The sequence below is a fragment of the Algoriphagus pacificus genome (assembly GCF_017254845.1).
GTDB classification, from domain to species: domain Bacteria; phylum Bacteroidota; class Bacteroidia; order Cytophagales; family Cyclobacteriaceae; genus Algoriphagus; species Algoriphagus pacificus.
This window is the reverse complement of sequence record NZ_JAFKCU010000009.1, coordinates 84,092-101,495: the sequence shown is the minus strand read 5'-3', so window position 1 is coordinate 101,495 and position 17,404 is coordinate 84,092. Positions and strand designations below refer to the sequence as shown.

The window sequence follows — 17,404 nt, the reverse complement described above, 5'->3', positions numbered from 1 at the left end:
TAACATTTTGGGAGTTTAGCTCAGTTGGTTCAGAGCATCTGCCTTACAAGCAGAGGGTCGGGGGTTCGAATCCCTCAACTCCCACATTTAATCCCGATCCTGTCGGGATTTTTTATTTTCAAGCTTAAAGAATACTAGGCTCCATTTTCTGGAAATCACATTCATTATGAAGTTTAAGATGATAGATTAAGGTTTAAAAGTACTTTATAAAGTCATAATTATTCCTCGATCATTTGAATAGGGGTTCGTCCTCGATAGCTATCGGGACCCTCAACTCCCACATTTAATCCCGATCCTGTCGGGATTTTTTGTTTTAAAGCTTAGAATATGCTGGGCTCCATTTTCTGGGAATCACATTCATTATGAAGTTTAAGAGGATAGATTAAGGTTTAAAAGTACTTTATCAAGTCATAATTATTCCTCGATCATTTGAATAGGGGTTCGTCCTCGATAGCTATCGGGACCCTCAACTCCCACATTTAATCCCGATACTCTCGGGATTTTTTGTTTTATGACCTGTTCAGAAGACTTTTTGATATTTATAAAAAGAAGAAAAAAAGAGGAGCTGAATTTTCAGCTCCTCTTTTTTATTATTGAATATTCAACATAAATCCAGCTCGGAACCATCTCCCAGGCATTTGGATCGTTGCTGCTTCTATATACTCCTCATTCGTTAGATTGGAAGCCTCAGCAAAGAAGCCGATCTTTCCAAGACGATTGTAGTCCGCCCTCATATCCAATACAAAATAGGGATCTTGGTTCATTCGCTCTACATATCGCATTTTAGTATTCCACTCGATCTTTTTACCTACACCAACCAAAACTCCTCCAATCACTTGATTCTTTAAAGCTGTCAAAGCATAGCGTGTTTCTACTCCAGGTTGCTGGACTAAATCAGCATTGATGTAATTGTAGGAGAAACTAAATTCCTTTACCTGAACAGTATTTCCGCTTGGATTTACTCTGTAAAATAACGAGGCCTCAATTCCATTGAACTTTACTTCATTGAAGTTTTGAGGTTGCCAAGGCGTGTTTTCATCTGGCCTTGTCCATTCAATCAGGTTGTCGGTATTTCTCAGGAAATAAACCAATTCACCCCTAAATCCTGCTTTTGCCCATTTGGCTCCGATTTCAAAGTTTTGAGCTTCTTCCGGCTCTAACTGATCATTTCCGATGTTAGTTGGACCTACATAGTATAAATCTGTAAAGCTTGGGATTCGATAACTTACCCCGTACCCAGAGTAAAAACGCAAAGCTTCACTTGCCTGGAAACCAACTTCCGCTCCTGGGAAATGCTTCCATCCATAATCAGAATTGAAATTGGAATAAATCCCGCCTCTTAGGTCAACTTTTGATCCTAGGTTTATAAAATGCTCCAGAAAAATACCACTGAGATTTCTTTCTCGATTTCCAAGGTTATTGCTTTCCAGTGATTCCTTTCTGGTTTCCAAACCAAATCCAGTAGTCCCTAGTGAGCTTTTAAAGTTCCCATTTGCTTCCAAAGCAAAAACTTCAGAGGTATGGTTGTTTTGGTAGAACTCAGGTTCATTTCGTCTTAAGCGATATTCATCAGCATTATGCCTGTAGTAAGTTCTGGTGTTGAGGTAGAAATTAGATAAGCTTAATTTATGACTTAATGATGCCAAAGTTGTCTGGATACTTTCCCACTGGTCTGGGAAGGCACTGGTGTAAAAACCATTTGCACCAAAAGTACGGTCAGTATAGGCGATCATTCCTCTGAGTGAGTTTTGGTCATTAAGATCTATTCCACCTTCGTAGAAAACATTGCTGACTTTGTAATCTGAGTTGTATTGATAGCCATTGGAATCATCATATGACAAAGCTAGATTTTGCCTGTATTTCCCCGCCGGCAAGGAACCTGCGAAATTGACCCCTTTCATTCCAAAATCACCTGCATAGCCTTGGAATCTCAGGTACTTTTCATCATTCAAAGAAGTAATGACATTGATAGCACCAGCGTATGCATTTTGACCGAAAATTCTCGAGCCAGGACCTTTCAGTACTTCAACTCTATCCACATTGACCAGTGGAACAGGGATATTCATCATATGATGTCCTGTCTGCGGATCAGTTAATTTAATGCCGTTCAAAAGCATCAAGGTTTGGGCAAAAGAACCTCCTCGGATGCCAATATCCGCCTGTACACCGGTTACACCTCTTTGTCTCACATCTACTCCAGGGACGAAGGACAAGATCTCCTGTAAACTCCTGGCTGGGGTAGTTTCAATGTCTTGTTTGTCCACCAAGGTGATGTTTCTACTTTGTTTGGAAAATGGGATTTGAATCCTGTTTTCTTGAATAATTACCTCGTCAAGTTTTTGGGTTGTGGTGTCATTTTGAGCTTTAAGACTGGAAATTAGTCCAAAACCCACCATGCATAAGAGTACTTTTTTCATATGAATTTTTGAAAAACCAACCCAAAGAACAGGCGAAAAAAGTCGAATTCCAACTTTGAATTTTCTGTGAAAATTAGTTAATGAAGAAACTCAGCCATAAAACAAACTGGAAGTACCGAATGATATCATTAATTTAGACGCCTATTATTTAACACTAGCATGAAAAGAAAAATTATACTATCGCTTCTGCTGGCAGGACTTGGTTTTGCAGAAGTGACCAAATCAATCGCCCAAGAAGTAAAAGAAAACAATCAAAAGGAATTCGGGGAATTTATGGACCGAAAAGGTACCTACTCGAGAACTGCCTCAGGCAAGCCTGGAGTTGGCTATTGGCAAAATGCCGCCGACTATCAGATTGAAGCCACTTTAGATGATCAGGCGCATACTTTGACCGGTAAGGTGACCATGACTTATACCAATAACAGTCCGGAGCAGCTTGATTTTATCTGGATGCAATTGGAGCAAAACCGTTTTACGGAAGATTCCAGAGGAACTTTAACCACTCCGATTCAAGGCAATCGCTACAATGGAGATGTTGACGGTGGATTTGAAATTAGCAATCTGGAAGCGAAAGTTGGTTCAAAGGGTGCTGTTTCAGGAAAGCACATCATTTCTGATACACGTATGCAAGTTTGGTTCGCAGAACCAATTCCTGCCAAAGGTGGAAAAGCGACTATTTCCATGAATTTCTCTTTCAAAATCCCTCAAAAAGGGATGGATAGAATGGGAAGACTAGAAGTAGAAGATGGGACTATCTATGCTTTGGCACAATGGTATCCAAAAGCTGCCGTTTTTGACCAGATTGAAGGATGGAATGTGGAGCCCTATTTGGGAGCAGGTGAGTTTTACTTGGAGTATGGAAATTTTGACTACAAAATCACAGTTCCTTATAATCACATCGTAGTGGGTTCAGGCGAATTGATGAACCCTAAAGAGGTATTGAGCAAGGAGCTTCAGGATCGCTACGCGAAAGCAAAAGAAAGTGACGAAACTGTTTATTTGATCTCTCCTGAAGAAGTTGGTAAAACTGAATTGACTCGACCAAAGCAAGAAGGTACTGTGACTTGGCATTTCAGCATTGAGAATAGCAGAGACATTGCGTTTGCTTCTTCCAAATCATTTATTTGGGATGCTGCCAGAATCAACCTTCCTAGCGGAAAGAAAATTTTGGCTCAATCAGTTTATCCGAGAGAATCTGATGGCCAAGAAGCTTGGTCGAGATCAACAGAATATTCCAAAGCTTCTATTGAATACTATTCCAAAACTTGGTTTGAATTCCCTTACTCTACAGCTACAAATGTGGCTGCTGAAATCGGTGGGATGGAATATCCTGGATTGAACTTCTGCCATTACAACTCAAAAGGCGCGGGTCTTTGGGGGGTAACCGATCATGAATTTGGACACAACTGGTTTCCAATGATTGTAGGAACGAACGAAAGAAGATATGCTTGGATGGATGAAGGCTTTAATACATTCATTAACCATTACAGCACGTTGGCATTTAATGAGGGTGAATATCCTTCCAGGTTACAGCAGACAAGAAGGTCTGTGAGTTATTTTACCAATGAAGGAAGGGAAGGAATCGATAATTATCCAGATGTAGTTAATACCTCAAACCTGGGAATGGTGGCATATAACAAACCCGCAATTGGTTTGATTTTGCTTCGTGAATACATCCTAGGCCCCGAGAGATTTGATAATGCTTTCAAATCCTATATCAAAACCTGGGCTTACAAGCATCCACAACCTTCAGATTTCTTCAACCACATGGAAAATGTCGGAGGTGAAAACCTTTCTTGGTTCTGGCAGGGATGGTTCTATGGCAATGGAAATATTGACTTGGCGGTCAATGGAGTTTTTCCATATGCTGGGAATTATTTGTTAAGCGTAGCCAATAAAGGAGATATGCCAATGCCTGTAGTTTATGAAGTGACTTATGAGGATGATACCAAAGAAAGATTCACGCTTCCGGTGGAAATTTGGCAGCGAGGAGATGTTTGGAACCACGTGATCAAAACTGAAAAGAAGATCAAAGGACTTGTTTTGGATCCGGATAAAATTCTTCCTGATATCAATGTTGGGAATGACAGCTGGCCACAAGTGATCTACGATAACTAAAAACGAAAAGCCCGGAAAATTCAATTCCGGGCTTTTCTTTTGCTATTTCGATTAATAGTCATCATTGATCTCAAGCCACATTCCATCAGGATCCTGAATATAAATCTGTCGGATCCCATCTACTCGAATGGTTACCTTTCCTTTTTCTCCTGGCCAACTTTCAAATGGGTAATTTGTATCCTGAAGCGTTTTGATGAAAGAATCCATGTCTTTCATGCTAAAGCAGAGATGGTTTACTTTTGATATTTGTGTGGGGACATTCGGGGCCTCAATGATATGAAGTGCTGCACCTCCACCGATATCATACCAAGCGTGGAGACCATCTTTAAATGGTTCATCAATCTCTTTTAATCCCACGATGGATTCATAAAACTTTTTACTCGTTTCCAGATCCGATACATGGACTGCTATATGATTGACTTTAATCTGTGCTTTTGATTGTATCATGACTCCTGCGAATAATAGGAAGCTAAGTAGGTATTTCATTCTATTTTGGATTTAGTGCTTTAGGGTAAATTTCTCTTTAGGATTTCCAATGTCAGGTTTTTAAGAAATGTTTGAAAGGATTTTTTGATATAAAAAAAGAGCAACCCGTTAGAGTTGCTCATGAATATGATTATTTATTCGATTATTCCTTCATAGCTACTTCACTTAGATCTTTTGCTGCTGCAATTTGCTCCGCTTGATCGAATAGCTTTAAAGCCTGAACATAAACCTCATTGATGTCATTGACTACCATGTAGAAAGCGCTGTCATCATAGAGCTGACGTCCTAGATGCGCCTTTACAAGGATTTTCAAATAATCCTTTGACTGGTCAAAATCAGCTTTGTCAAATTTGACATTGTTTTTCTCACCTACAGCTACCAAATCCTGAAGCATCGCGTCGCTCACTTCAAATTTGTCTCGGTATTCCTCCACAGGCATGTCGGCAAATTTGTCCTTATTTGCATTAGCATATTCCAAAACAAATTCTCTGTTGGAATCAGAATTGAATAGTCTGTTCACATAAGCACTGCTCATCGTGGTGTCAAGCGGCACAAAGTAATCTGGCATGATTCCACCACCTCCATAAACAGTTCTTCCTTTTGAGGTTTCATATTTTAGACTGTCATTGAATTTGATGCTATCAGCAGAGAAAAATTCTCCATGCTCAAATCGCTTACTGAAATCTCTTTCATAATCCTCATAGTCGGTGCCATAAGGCTTTTGAATAGATCTGCCGCTTGGAGTGTAATATCTCGCAATGGTCAATCTAAGTTCGCCACCATCGGAAAGGTCGATTGGCAACTGTACCAAACCTTTACCGAAAGATCTTCTACCCACGATCAATCCTCTGTCGTTATCTTGGATTGCTCCAGCTAAAATTTCTGAAGCAGAAGCACTTCCTTCATTGATCAAAACGATAACAGGACCTTCTTCAAACAATCCTGGCTTAAATGCGAATGCTTTTTGGCTGTATTGATCTACTTTACCTTCTTGAGATACGATCAAAGCTCTTTGACCTAGGAGTTCATCCGCCATATTGATAGCAGCTCCCATATATCCTCCCGGATTTCCCTGAAGGTCAACAATTAGTTTTTTCATGCCCTTGGACTTCAGATCCTCAATAGAAGTTCTGAACTCATCATAAGTGGTCGCAGCAAATCGGGTTACTTTGATATAACCGATTTCATTATTAACCATGTAGGAAGCATTGATACTGTATTGCGGGATTTTATCTCTGGTAATTTCGTAAGTGATCAAATCACTTTGATTTTTTCTTTTGATATCCACCATCACTTTAGATCCTTTTGGACCTCTCAGTAAATCAAAAACATCTCTGTTTGTTACGCCGATTCCAGCTACAGTTTTACCGTCAACGGCAATGATTTGATCACCAGATTGAATGCCAAGTGCTTCTGAAGGGCCTCCGGTCAATGGAGCTACCACATAGATGGTATCTCTGATGATGCCAAATTCAACTCCGATTCCGTCAAACTCACCGTCCAATTGGGATTGTGCCAAAGAAGCATCTCTCGCTGGAATGTAACTCGAGTGTGGATCTAAGTTTTCAAGCATCTTGGTGATGCCGTATTCTACAAGTTCGTTTGTATTGACACTGTCAACGTAGTCTCTGTTGATATAGGTCATAATTTCCTGAAGCTTGTAAAGTGCAGCTCGCAGGTCGTTTTGGTTACTTTTGGGCTCTGCAAATGTGGCTCCTATCCAGATACCAGCTGAAATAGCCAGTGCCAAAATGATAGGTAGTCGTATTTGTGCCTTCGTGTTTTTTGTATCGCTCACGTCTTTGCCTTTCTAAAATTTTATTCTAATCATGTAAACTAGCACAATTCGCCAGTGTTTTAAAGTCACTTTTTATAAAGTTAACGAATGTTTATACGAGGGGGTACGATAATGATCCAAATTATTCCCCTTTTTTCTGTTAAAAAAAATTATTTTTGTGACATGAGAGCTGAAAATGATTTCAATAAAGCTTTAGTCGGTGATTTGGTGTCCGAAAACTATGTTTTCGCAGCGGTGTTGCATTATTTTGGAATCAGCTTTTATCAATATCCTACCCAATCGCTGGAAGTTGTCTGCAAACGACATAAAGTTCACCCGAATCAACTGATTGCCGAACTTGAAGCTTGGGCTCTCAGAAAAGAACCGACCAACGAAGAATTATATCTCAATCCTATTGAGGTGTTGGTTGCTTACTTGAAGAGAAAACACTACTACTTTGTCAGACAGGAGCTTCCATTTCTGGCAAATATCATTTCCGGTATTGTACCAGAATCCAATTATGCTTCTCTCATGGCAGATCTTCGGATCATGTTTCCGCTTTTCGTGGAGGATTTTATTCATCACATCCATGAGGAGGAAAGCCGATTATTCAAGAGGATTGAGCTTTTGCAAGATGTAGAAGCAGGTAATTACAGTTTGGTTGATGCATTGACAATTTTAGAAAGAGATCCGATTGATTCCTTGGCAGATGCTCACGAAGTTCATGATGATGAAATGGAAGGCATTCGCAAATTGACTTCAGACTATACTTTGGCAGATGATGCGCCTTTGACAATGAAGGTGCTATATCACGAGCTACAAAACTTCGAAAGAGAACTCACTATTCATGCGCAGATTGAGGATGAATTGCTTTTCCCAAAAGCGATTCAATTAGAGCGTGAAGCCCTTCGAAAAATCCGCAATAAAATCAGGACAAACTGATGCCAAGAGTTTTAGCAATTGATTTAGGAACCAAACGAACCGGTTTGGCTGTTACCGATCCGCTGAAAATGCTGGCAAATCCCCTGGAGACCATCGAAACTTCGACTTTGCTTGATTACATCAAAGCCTATCTGGCAAAAGAAGAAGTGGATACGTTGGTTTTGGGTTTGCCGATTCGCCTAAATGGTAAGGATAATGAAATGACTCCGAAAGTTATGGCCATGAAAGCCAAGCTAGAAGAGACCTTTCCCAATCAAAAAATAGAATTAATAGATGAGCGATTTACCTCCAAAATGGCCATGCAAAGTATGATCGCCATGGGAAGTAAAAAGAAGGATCGCAGAGAAAAAGCCGGCAACTTAGACAAAGTCAGCGCCGCAATAATTTTACAATCGTATTTAGAGAGACAATGATTTACCCCATCGTAGCATACGGGAATCCAATATTGAAGAAAGAGGCAGAAGAGATCAATGAGGGAACTGAAATTGATGAACTTATCAAAAACATGTTTGCCACCATGGATCATGCCAATGGTGTCGGCTTGGCAGCACCTCAGATTAATCAAGGAATTAGACTTTTTGTGATTGACAGTACCTTGATGCTGGATGAGGAAGATGAAGAAAAAGGAATTCGAAGAGCTTTTATCAATCCTATTATTCTCGATGAATATGGAGATGATTACAGCTTTGAAGAGGGTTGTCTAAGTATTCCTGAGGTCAGAGCGGAAATTACCCGACCTGAAACTTTGACCATTGAATATTTTGATGAAAACTGGAATCTTAAAGAGGAAGAGTTTTCTGGCATGACTGCAAGAGTGATCCAACACGAATACGACCACTTAGAGGGAATCTTGTTTGTGGATTACCTGAAAGGCCTTAAAAAGCGATTGGTTCAATCCAAATTGATTGATGTGAGCAAGGGGAAAGTTTCTACAGATTACAGAATGATCTATCCGCTCAGATGAGCAAATCTCCCCAGCTAAAAATCGCCCTAGTCCAGACCGATCTTTATTGGAAAAATAAAACGGCTAATCTGGCTATGCTCGAGGAAAAAATCTGGGGTTTAAAAGAACCGGTGGATTTGATTATCCTGCCTGAAATGTTTCCAACTGGATTCAGTATGGATGCCCAAGAACTGGCTGAACCCATGAATCTTGGCGTCAGCAAGTGGATGAAGCAAATGTCAGCCCAGACAGGATCGGTCATTACCGGAAGCGTGATCATTTCGGAAAATGGTAATTTTTATAATCGATTGATTTGGGTAGAGCCAAACGGCAAAATGAGCCATTATGATAAGAGACATCTCTTTCGAATGGCCTCAGAAGACAATACGTTTTCCCCCGGACAAAAACTCCCGATTTTTGAATGGAAAGGATGGAAAATCTGTCCACAGGTTTGTTATGATCTGCGCTTTCCTGTTTGGTCTAGAAATCTCTGGATGGATGGTGAACCTGCTTATGACTTTTTGTTTTATGTGGCTTCATGGCCTGCTGCGAGAACTTCAGCTTGGGATGCTTTATTGCCGGCAAGAGCTATCGAGAATTTATGCTATGTGGCAGGAGTAAACCGGGTAGGGAAAGATGGGAACGGGATAGATTATGTGGGGCATTCAGGAGTTTTTGATTTCAAAGGAGCTCCATTTTCCAAGCCTGATCAAGAATCGGAATTCATTGAGATTTTTCACTTAAATGCAGAAGCATTAGATTCTTACAGGCAGAAGTTTCCTGCTTGGATGGACAGTGATACTTTTACAATCCGGTAAATTCCAGTGACAAAGGGTTCAACTCATTGTATGAACTGGATTTGAAACAAGGATATTTTCTGTAATTTAGCCGCAAAATTTTCTGACCCTGTTTTCTGGAATTTCTGTTTGAAAGAGATTTTAGCCAGTTAGGTGGAGGCAAAGCCAACATGTTTCTGACACCGGGTCTTACCACTCTTTTTAAGTATCTTGATCAAACCATGAGTAACCAAACTCCAAAAATCCTCTATACGCTGACCGATGAGGCGCCAGCTTTAGCCACGTATTCACTTCTTCCTATTGTGCAGGCTTTCACAAGTTCTGCTGGGGTTCAAGTTGAAACAAGAGACATTTCTCTATCAGGTAGAATCATTGCTAATTTTCCAGAATATCTACAACCAGAGCAACAAATCGGTGATGCTTTGGCAGAGCTAGGAGATATTGCTAAAACTCCTGAAGCAAACATTGTGAAGCTTCCAAATATTTCTGCTTCTGTTCCTCAATTGAAAGCAGCGATCAAAGAATTGCAAGCGAAAGGTTATGCGCTACCTGATTACCCAGAGGAGCCAAAGACCGATGAGGAAAAAGCTGTCAAATCAAAATATGATAAGATTAAAGGTTCTGCAGTGAACCCAGTCCTAAGAGAAGGAAACTCTGACAGAAGAGCTCCACAGGCTGTTAAAGCATATGCTAAAAAACACCCGCACTCTATGGGAAAATGGACTGCAGACTCTAAATCCCATGTGGATAGCATGACTGAAGGCGACTTTTATGGAAGTGAGAAATCACATACCATGACTCATGCTACAACTGTGACCATCCAGCTTACTAAAGAAGATGGAAGCAAAGAGATTTTGAAGACGGGGTTGAAACTTCAGGAAGGTGAAGTGATCGACGCTTCAACTTTAAGTGTTGCAGCTTTGAAGGCATTCTTGAAGAAAGCTAAAGCTGATGCGAAGGCTCAAGGTGTATTGTTTTCTATTCACATGAAAGCAACCATGATGAAGGTGTCTGATCCAATTATTTTTGGACATGCTGTGAAAGTTTTCTTTGAGCCGGTATTTACAAAACATGCTGCAACGCTTGAAGCTTTGGGAGTGGATGTAAATAATGGTTTTGGCGATTTGTTATCCAATATCGAAAAGCTACCAGCTGAGAAGAAAGCTGAGATTTTGGCAGATATTGATGCATGTTATGCCGAGAGCCCGGATTTGGCGATGGTAAATTCTGACCGTGGAATTACCAACCTACACGTGCCAAGTGATGTGATCATCGATGCGTCTATGCCAGCAATGATTCGTACTTCTGGTCAGATGTGGAATAAAGCCGGAAAATCTCAAGATACCAAAGCTGTGATTCCAGACAGAAGTTATGCTGGCGTTTATCAAGCTACTATTGATTTCTGTAAGAAGCATGGCGCTTTCAATCCATCTACTATGGGTAGCGTTCCAAACGTAGGTTTGATGGCCCAAAAAGCTGAGGAATACGGTTCTCATGATAAAACTTTTGAAATTTCTTCCGCTGGTGTAGTAGAAGTTATTGATGAAAATGGAGTTGTGATCCTTTCTCATCCAGTGGAAGTTGGGGATATCTGGAGAATGTGCCAGACTAAGGATGCTCCGATTCAAGATTGGGTTAAGCTAGCGGTTACAAGAGCAAGACTTTCAAATACTCCAGCAGTATTCTGGTTGGATCCAAAAAGAGGACATGATCAGGAATTGATCAAGAAAGTAAATACTTACTTACTCGACCATGATACCCATGGACTTGAGATTCATATCATGTCTCCTGTAGAAGCTACAAACTTTACTCTCGCAAGAATTAAAGAAGGTATGGACACTATTTCTGTAACAGGAAATGTGTTGAGAGATTATCTGACTGATTTGTTCCCGATTTTGGAAGTGGGGACAAGTGCTAAAATGCTTTCCATCGTGCCTTTGATGAATGGAGGAGGATTATTTGAAACTGGTGCTGGAGGTTCGGCTCCTAAGCATGTGGAGCAATTTGTAGAAGAAGGTCATTTGCGTTGGGATTCATTGGGTGAGTTCTTGGCATTAGCTGTTTCTTTGGAGCATTTAGGCCAGACTTTCCATAATGAGAAAGCACTGTTGCTTGGTGAAACTTTAGATGCTGCAACTGGCAAGTTTTTGGAAAATGATAAATCTCCAGCAAGGGTAGTAGGTAAGTTGGATAACAGAGGAAGCCATTTCTATCTGGCACTTTACTGGGCTCAGGCTTTGGCAGATCAAAATAAAGATGCTGATTTGAAAGCTAAGTTCACACCACTTGCAAAAGCCTTGACTGAGAAAGAAGAGCAAATTGTGGCTGAATTGAATGGCAGCCAAGGAACTCCATTAAATATCGGAGGATACTACAAGTTGGATGAAGCTTTGGTTTCTGCAGCAATGAGACCAAGTGCTACTTTGAATGCAACTTTGGCAAGCTTATAAAGAAATTTTATTTCTACGGAAGGCCCTGATTCAGATTTTGGATCAGGGCTTTTTTTATCCCTCCTTGAACTCAACTTGATGCTGCTTTAAAAAATCCTTGATGACGGATACGTGAATACATTCCCCTAAGTGAATAAAAGAGTAATCATTTACTTTTTTTTCCTTGCCATGCGCAATAATGGATTTCTCTTCAATATCAAAGCCGAGGTGGAGGTGTTTAGTCCGGCTTTGCATCCCGATAATTCTTCCCTCAGTATCAAAAAGTGGACCTCCGCTTTGACCTCTTAGTCCTGGGGTGCTCATTTCAATGCCATAGATCTTTCCGTTTTTATCACCCAAGAATCTTGTGACCATTCCCTCAATTGGAAACCTTGGGGATCTTGCATTTCCTGTAGCAATCCATTCTAAAATGTTCTTTTCCAGATTTAACTGGAAATTTGAAAACTCTGGAAACGGAAAACCCAACCGGCATAGCATATTGCCAGGCTGGATGCTGCTTTCATCTTTAAGGAATTTTGGTGTGTTGGAAAAAAGGGCTTTTTGAAAACCCTCAAATTTGATCAAAGCAAGATCATACTCAGGATGAATATGGAATTTTAGGTTTTTGATCTGATCCACACAATCCACAAAAGTGACTCGCATCTCTGCGGTCTTATCTGATTTAAGACCCAATTGGTAGGCCAGCTGCTTGGTTTGGTTTCCCTCAAGATTTCCTTTTAAGTATTGGCTATAAACTTTATTGATTTGATCGGCCTGAGTCAACCACTGAGCCACATGCTTACATGTCAAAGCATAGCCTTCTTGATTTACAAAAAATAAAGTAGCTGAACCTCTTTGGACTTGTTTCGCTTCAAAATTCCTAGAAATGGAGTGAATCGCGCGAGTAAAACCTGCAACTTCCTGAATAGCCTGAGCAAACATAAAATTTCTTCTTTCCCACAAATTAGCTAATTCTTGGAAAATGAGGGTTTCAGGAAAAAATCTAATTATTTTTTTCGCTTTCGAAATCGATTGATTTTCAAAAACTGGCCTTTATGATTTTATGGAATGGGAATCCGTTTGGGCTAGCCAAATATTTATAATAACTTAGCCATCCCTCAGCCATTTTTAGCCAAAAGCGGCATGCCTGATGGAAGAGTTTGAAAAATCAAACCTATACGCAAATCAATAATAATTATGAGCAAAATTAAAGTTGGAATTAATGGATTCGGAAGAATCGGTCGACTTGTTTTCAGAGTGGCCCAGGAGAGAGATGATATTCAGGTAGTGGGTATCAATGACCTGATCGATGTAGATTACATGGCTTACATGCTAAAGTATGATTCTACTCATGGCCAATTCAAAGGCACTGTAGAAGTTAAAGACGGTCAATTGGTAGTGAATGGTAATGCCATCCGAGTTACAGCAGAAAGAAGCCCTGCAAACTTGAAATGGAATGAAGTAGGTGCTGAATATGTAGTAGAATCTACTGGTTTATTCTTGACCAAAGAAACTGCGCAAGGTCACATTGATGCTGGTGCAAAAAAAGTAATCATGTCTGCTCCTTCTAAGGATGACACGCCGATGTTTGTAATGGGCGTAAACGAAAGTGCTTACACTTCTGACATGGTGTTTGTTTCCAATGCATCTTGTACTACTAACTGTCTTGCTCCAATTGCAAAAGTTTTGAATGATAACTTCGGTATCGAAGAGGGTTTGATGACTACTGTTCACGCAACTACTGCAACTCAGAAAACTGTAGATGGACCATCTGCAAAAGACTGGAGAGGTGGACGTGGTGCTGGCCAGAACATTATCCCATCTTCAACTGGAGCTGCTAAAGCTGTTGGGAAAGTAATTCCTGAATTGAATGGTAAATTGACTGGTATGGCGTTTAGAGTTCCTACTCCTGACGTTTCTGTAGTGGATTTAACTGTTAGATTGAAAAAACCAGCTTCTTACGCAGAGATCTGTGCTAAAATGAAAGAAGCTTCTGAAACTACCATGAAAGGTGTTTTAGGATATACTGAAGATGCTGTGGTATCCAATGATTTTATTGGTGATCCAAGAACTTCTATTTTCGATGCGGAAGCAGGAATTCAGCTTTCTGATACCTTTGTGAAAGTTGTTTCTTGGTATGACAACGAGTGGGGATATTCCAATAAAGTCGTTGACTTATTGAGCTATATCGCTAAAAAATAAGAAATGAGGTCGGTTTTTTACCGGCCTTTTTTTTGTTAAAAAATCTCTCATTCAAACCAGAAGCTGTTTTTTCTTCGTTAATCCGGTAAAAGATTAGAATTATGAAAATGCCATTCTTCCCATTAAAACTAGTGGCTTTTCCCGGAGAGGAACTCAACTTGCATATTTTTGAGCCCCGTTATAAAGAGTTGATCGCAGATATAGTAGCCACAGAAGGGACCTTTGGGGTTTGTGTATACAACGACAAATTGATGGGCTTCGGAACCGAAGTAAAACTTGATAAAATACACCATCGATACGAGGATGGAAGGTTGGATATCAAAACTATTGGGCTTCGTCCATTTCGAATAGTAGATTTCAAAAATCCCTTTGAAGGCAAAATGTATCCCGGTGGCGAAGTGGAATTTCTGGAGGATGATTTGACAATCACCAATGTCCAGCAATTTGAATTTTTATTTTACCTCAAAGAGATGCTTTACCTTCTTAAATATGAGGTTGAGGTTGATCCAGAAAATGTGAACTCTTACACTTTTGCACATAAAATCGGATTAAAACTAGAGGAAGAACTTCAGCTTCTCCAATTAGGCTCTGAAAAAGAAAGAGTGGATTTTTTAACCGACCACTTTAAGCGGATGATCCCTGCAATCAAGGCTATTGAAAAAGCCAAAGAGAAGATTCGTCAAAATGGACATTTCAAGCATCTTGATCCCTTGAATTTTTAACTCCCATTTTTGATTCTTTGCACCCGCATCAGGTCATCTGTTCCTTGCAGAATTTTATTTTTTAGGATAGGGTTAAAGTTTGGATTTTCTCTCAAGAACTTCGCTACTTCATTAGCTGCTTCCTGAGACCTATACTGACCTACTGTGGAGTTTATCCAGCCTTTTGGGAAGAAGATGTCGCCTGTTTTCTGAATATCTTCTAGAAGGCTTAGAGCAAGCGGAATATGCTTCTCGCTTGAGCTTTGCCTTAAGGGGTGATGAATGTATCCATTTGCTGCTAGAACCCAGGATTCTTTCTCTCTGTTTTTAGCCTCTGCAAAAGATTCAAATAACGCATCTCTATCAGCTGGATTTTGAGAAAGAGCAGGCCTTAAAAAATCAAAGCGATTTAATTTGTCAGGGTTAGTAATTCTGCTTCTTTCTATATCGAGAATTACATCAGAATCATTATGCCCGAATAAGGCCAAGGTCATAGCAAGGTTGGTGAAATTGTCTGGATTTAGTTTCAGATCCTTTACCTCATAGCTCTTTGACCAGATTTTATACAGGTTTTCCTGTCCTGTTTTTGAATAAGCAATCCCGCTGTAGAGTGAAAATAGACTTTTCTTAATCGGCGTAGGTAATTCACTGTTGAGTTGAGTCCAAAGTTGATTCTCCAATTCCGGTAAAATCATGGCCCTTTCATTTTCATCCAAATATGTCCAAAAGAGATTACTGGTTTCTGAGGAAAGTAACCTTACTAGAATTTCATTTGATTCAGTTGCCAAACCAAGCTGATAAGTTCGGATGGCAGTTATCGCGGGAATATTACCAAGAAGCGTATTCTCATAGAGGTTGATATAGCTTTGGCCTCGCATTACTTCGTCCTCAAGGGATGGTATTTGATCCAAAGATTCAATTTGAATTGGGAATACACCATAGCCAAGTCCGTTACTGTTGAAAAGAATAGTTTGAGGTGCTTCTTTGCCAATTACCTGATCTAGTTCTATGGCCGGTTCATTCAGGTTTACTGCAAAAGTTTCTTGATGATCCTCATAGAAAAAAGTGATGTCAAACAATTGAGGCCAGACTTTATCAGTACTGTCTTCAGCTTTTTGAGATATTATAAACTGATTGATTTTCCCGTTTTCGTCTGTAATTATACTATCTGTTATGATTGGTCGACCAGTTTGATTAACCCAGACAGCACTCCATTTTTGCAGATCAATTGGGCTTTCTTTATCTAGAATTCCTACTAGATCATTCCAGTTTGCACTTCCATTTGCGAATTGTTTGATGTATTTCTGAATCCCCTTTTGAAATGCTTCCTCCCCAATGGTCGTTTCCAATTGCCGCATCATAATGGGTGCTTTATTATAAATGATGCTACCATACAAAGAACCCGCATCTTTAAGGTTTGGAAGGTTTTGACGAATGGGGTTCGTGCCTGGAGTTCTGTCTTCTCCATAAGCTGCAGGATAGTTTGAGGTTAAAAATGCCAGTTCATGGTTAATCTCTGGATAATTAGGATTTACGATTTTACTGGCCATAAATCCTGCAAAAACCTCTTTCATCCAGACATCATTAAACCACTCAATGGATACCAAGTCTCCAAACCACATATGGGCCGTTTCATGACCAATTAATTTTGCTCTACTTAATTTTTCAGAATCAGTAGCATTTTGATCCAAAAACAAAGAAGACTCCCTGTATTGGATGGCACCCACATGCTCCATTCCGCCATATTGAAAAATAGGAATGGTAGCGAAATCCAGCTTTTGAAAAGGGAAGGGGTAGCCAGTATATTCCTCCAGATATGCTTTTGCCTGCTGATGTAGTGTAAAAACTTCCGGAATACTTGCTGCTATTTTGTCTTCATTGGTTTCCCGATAAAGAAGTAATTGAGGAAATTCATCTGTTGACTGAGCCGTTTGGAAATTGCCTGCTACAAAAGAAAATAGATAAGTGCTCATCAAGTCAGATTCTCCAAATTGGTGAGTTGTAAAATCGCCCTCAGTAGCAGAATTTAGCTTTGGGGCTCCTGCTAAAACTTCCCAAGAAGATGGAGCAGTGATGGTTAAAGAATAAGTTGCTTTTAAATTTGGCTGGTCAAAGCATGGAAATAAAGTGCTAGCCCTATCCGGTACCAAAAGTGTATAAAGGAAATCATCATTTCTATTGAGAGAAAGATCTCCTGCGATAAATTCGATTATAACCCTGTTTTTCCCTTTTTGAAGGTAATTGCTAGCGATGATGATGTGTTCCTGCCTAAAATCCAATACAATTTGCTCACCATTGACAGCTACTGAAATGATTTTTTCCTTTTGTTCATTGAAATCTAAAATCAATGGTTGGTTCACATTTTGAATCGATAGCTCAAGATCTAGTTTGGCTGGTATTGGATCAGTCTTCTCTTTTGGTATTGAAAAATCAAGCTTGTAATGTATTTCTGAAATTTGCTGCTTTCGGAATTCTGCCAGTTCAATTGAAATCCCAGGATCGTAAAAATGTTCGTCAGATATGGGCTCTTTGCAAGAAGAGAGTGCAAGAATAAAAAGGAAGCTTAGGAGGGTGAGAAGCTGTTTCATTTTT

13 protein-coding genes and 1 tRNA gene are annotated in these 17,404 nt (G+C 39.9%); 9 read left to right on the top strand and 5 right to left on the bottom strand.

Annotated features, from left to right (window positions below; translation table 11 throughout):
• The first annotated feature begins 9 nt into the window (after window positions 1–9).
• Window positions 10–84 (top strand) — tRNA-Val (locus J0A69_RS22135).
• Window positions 85–590: 506 nt separating this feature from the next.
• On the opposite strand, the gene J0A69_RS22130 is transcribed toward J0A69_RS22135, so the two are convergent.
• The gene (locus tag J0A69_RS22130; protein WP_206588817.1) at window positions 591–2,417 is read right to left on the bottom strand and encodes a TonB-dependent receptor plug domain-containing protein; all 1,827 of its coding nucleotides are present in this window, start codon (window positions 2,415–2,417) and stop codon (window positions 591–593) included.
• A 159-nt stretch (window positions 2,418–2,576) separates the two neighbouring features.
• Here J0A69_RS22130 and J0A69_RS22125 point away from each other — a divergent pair, with 159 nt between their 5' ends.
• A complete protein-coding gene (locus J0A69_RS22125; protein WP_206588816.1) occupies window positions 2,577–4,535 on the top strand; it encodes a M1 family metallopeptidase in 1,959 nt (652 codons plus the stop codon).
• A 51-nt stretch (window positions 4,536–4,586) separates the two neighbouring features.
• Here J0A69_RS22125 and J0A69_RS22120 read toward each other — a convergent pair whose 3' ends face one another.
• Both J0A69_RS22120 and J0A69_RS22115 read right to left on the bottom strand, forming a co-directional pair.
• Entirely contained in the window at window positions 4,587–5,021 is a 435-nt protein-coding gene (locus J0A69_RS22120) for a VOC family protein (RefSeq protein ID WP_236033084.1), read from the bottom strand.
• Between the two features lie 142 nt (window positions 5,022–5,163).
• On the bottom strand, window positions 5,164–6,819 hold the full coding sequence (locus tag J0A69_RS22115) for a S41 family peptidase (RefSeq protein ID WP_206588815.1): 1,656 nt from the start codon (window positions 6,817–6,819) through the stop codon (window positions 5,164–5,166).
• 162 nt (window positions 6,820–6,981) lie between these two features.
• On the opposite strand from J0A69_RS22115, the gene J0A69_RS22110 reads away from it, so the two are divergent.
• From J0A69_RS22110 to J0A69_RS22090, 5 genes are all read left to right on the top strand, one after another.
• Entirely contained in the window at window positions 6,982–7,740 is a 759-nt protein-coding gene (locus J0A69_RS22110; protein ID WP_206588814.1) for a hemerythrin domain-containing protein, read from the top strand.
• Entirely contained in the window at window positions 7,740–8,153 is a 414-nt protein-coding gene (ruvX, locus tag J0A69_RS22105) for a Holliday junction resolvase RuvX (RefSeq protein WP_206588813.1), read from the top strand. The genes J0A69_RS22110 and ruvX overlap by 1 nt, the downstream gene beginning before the upstream one ends.
• A complete protein-coding gene (gene def / locus J0A69_RS22100; RefSeq protein ID WP_206588812.1) occupies window positions 8,150–8,704 on the top strand; it encodes a peptide deformylase in 555 nt (184 codons plus the stop codon). The genes ruvX and def overlap by 4 nt, the downstream gene beginning before the upstream one ends.
• A complete protein-coding gene (locus tag J0A69_RS22095) occupies window positions 8,701–9,501 on the top strand; it encodes an amidohydrolase (RefSeq protein WP_206588811.1) in 801 nt (266 codons plus the stop codon). Before def ends, J0A69_RS22095 begins: the two co-directional genes overlap by 4 nt.
• Window positions 9,502–9,701: 200 nt before the next feature.
• Window positions 9,702–11,930 carry an NADP-dependent isocitrate dehydrogenase gene (locus J0A69_RS22090; protein ID WP_206588810.1) on the top strand — a complete coding sequence of 743 codons (2,229 nt, stop codon included), beginning with the start codon at window positions 9,702–9,704 and terminating at the stop codon, window positions 11,928–11,930.
• A gap of 54 nt (window positions 11,931–11,984) precedes the next feature.
• On the opposite strand, the gene J0A69_RS22085 is transcribed toward J0A69_RS22090, so the two are convergent.
• Window positions 11,985–12,851, bottom strand: coding sequence for a S1 family peptidase (locus tag J0A69_RS22085; RefSeq protein WP_206588809.1), 867 nt, complete (start codon window positions 12,849–12,851; stop codon window positions 11,985–11,987).
• A 255-nt stretch (window positions 12,852–13,106) separates the two neighbouring features.
• Between J0A69_RS22085 and gap the strand changes: the two genes are divergently transcribed.
• Together gap and J0A69_RS22075 are read left to right on the top strand one after the other, a co-directional pair.
• Window positions 13,107–14,111, top strand: coding sequence for a type I glyceraldehyde-3-phosphate dehydrogenase (gene gap, locus J0A69_RS22080; protein ID WP_206588808.1), 1,005 nt, complete (start codon window positions 13,107–13,109; stop codon window positions 14,109–14,111).
• A 101-nt stretch (window positions 14,112–14,212) separates the two neighbouring features.
• Window positions 14,213–14,833 (top strand): LON peptidase substrate-binding domain-containing protein, encoded by a 621-nt coding sequence (locus tag J0A69_RS22075; protein ID WP_206588807.1) that lies wholly within the window; start codon window positions 14,213–14,215, stop codon window positions 14,831–14,833.
• Here J0A69_RS22075 and J0A69_RS22070 read toward each other — a convergent pair.
• Window positions 14,830–17,400, bottom strand: coding sequence for a M1 family metallopeptidase (locus tag J0A69_RS22070; RefSeq protein WP_206588806.1), 2,571 nt, complete (start codon window positions 17,398–17,400; stop codon window positions 14,830–14,832). The two genes, J0A69_RS22075 and J0A69_RS22070, sit on opposite strands and share 4 nt — an antisense overlap.
• Window positions 17,401–17,404 lie beyond the last annotated feature (4 nt).

Bases quoted from the DNA above. Each gene is read 5' to 3' on its own strand.
- J0A69_RS22130 (WP_206588817.1), bottom strand. From the start codon at position 2,417: ATGAAAAAAGTACTCTTATGCATGGTGGGTTTTGGACTAATTTCCAGT.
- J0A69_RS22125 (WP_206588816.1), top strand. From the start codon at position 2,577: ATGAAAAGAAAAATTATACTATCGCTTCTGCTGGCAGGACTTGGTTTT.
- J0A69_RS22120 (WP_236033084.1), bottom strand. From the start codon at position 5,021: ATGAAATACCTACTTAGCTTCCTATTATTCGCAGGAGTCATGATACAA.
- J0A69_RS22110 (WP_206588814.1), top strand. From the start codon at position 6,982: ATGAGAGCTGAAAATGATTTCAATAAAGCTTTAGTCGGTGATTTGGTG.
- ruvX (WP_206588813.1), top strand. From the start codon at position 7,740: ATGCCAAGAGTTTTAGCAATTGATTTAGGAACCAAACGAACCGGTTTG.
- def (WP_206588812.1), top strand. From the start codon at position 8,150: ATGATTTACCCCATCGTAGCATACGGGAATCCAATATTGAAGAAAGAG.
- J0A69_RS22095 (WP_206588811.1), top strand. From the start codon at position 8,701: ATGAGCAAATCTCCCCAGCTAAAAATCGCCCTAGTCCAGACCGATCTT.
- J0A69_RS22090 (WP_206588810.1), top strand. From the start codon at position 9,702: ATGAGTAACCAAACTCCAAAAATCCTCTATACGCTGACCGATGAGGCG.
- J0A69_RS22085 (WP_206588809.1), bottom strand. From the start codon at position 12,851: ATGTTTGCTCAGGCTATTCAGGAAGTTGCAGGTTTTACTCGCGCGATT.
- gap (WP_206588808.1), top strand. From the start codon at position 13,107: ATGAGCAAAATTAAAGTTGGAATTAATGGATTCGGAAGAATCGGTCGA.
- J0A69_RS22075 (WP_206588807.1), top strand. From the start codon at position 14,213: ATGAAAATGCCATTCTTCCCATTAAAACTAGTGGCTTTTCCCGGAGAG.
- J0A69_RS22070 (WP_206588806.1), bottom strand. From the start codon at position 17,400: ATGAAACAGCTTCTCACCCTCCTAAGCTTCCTTTTTATTCTTGCACTC.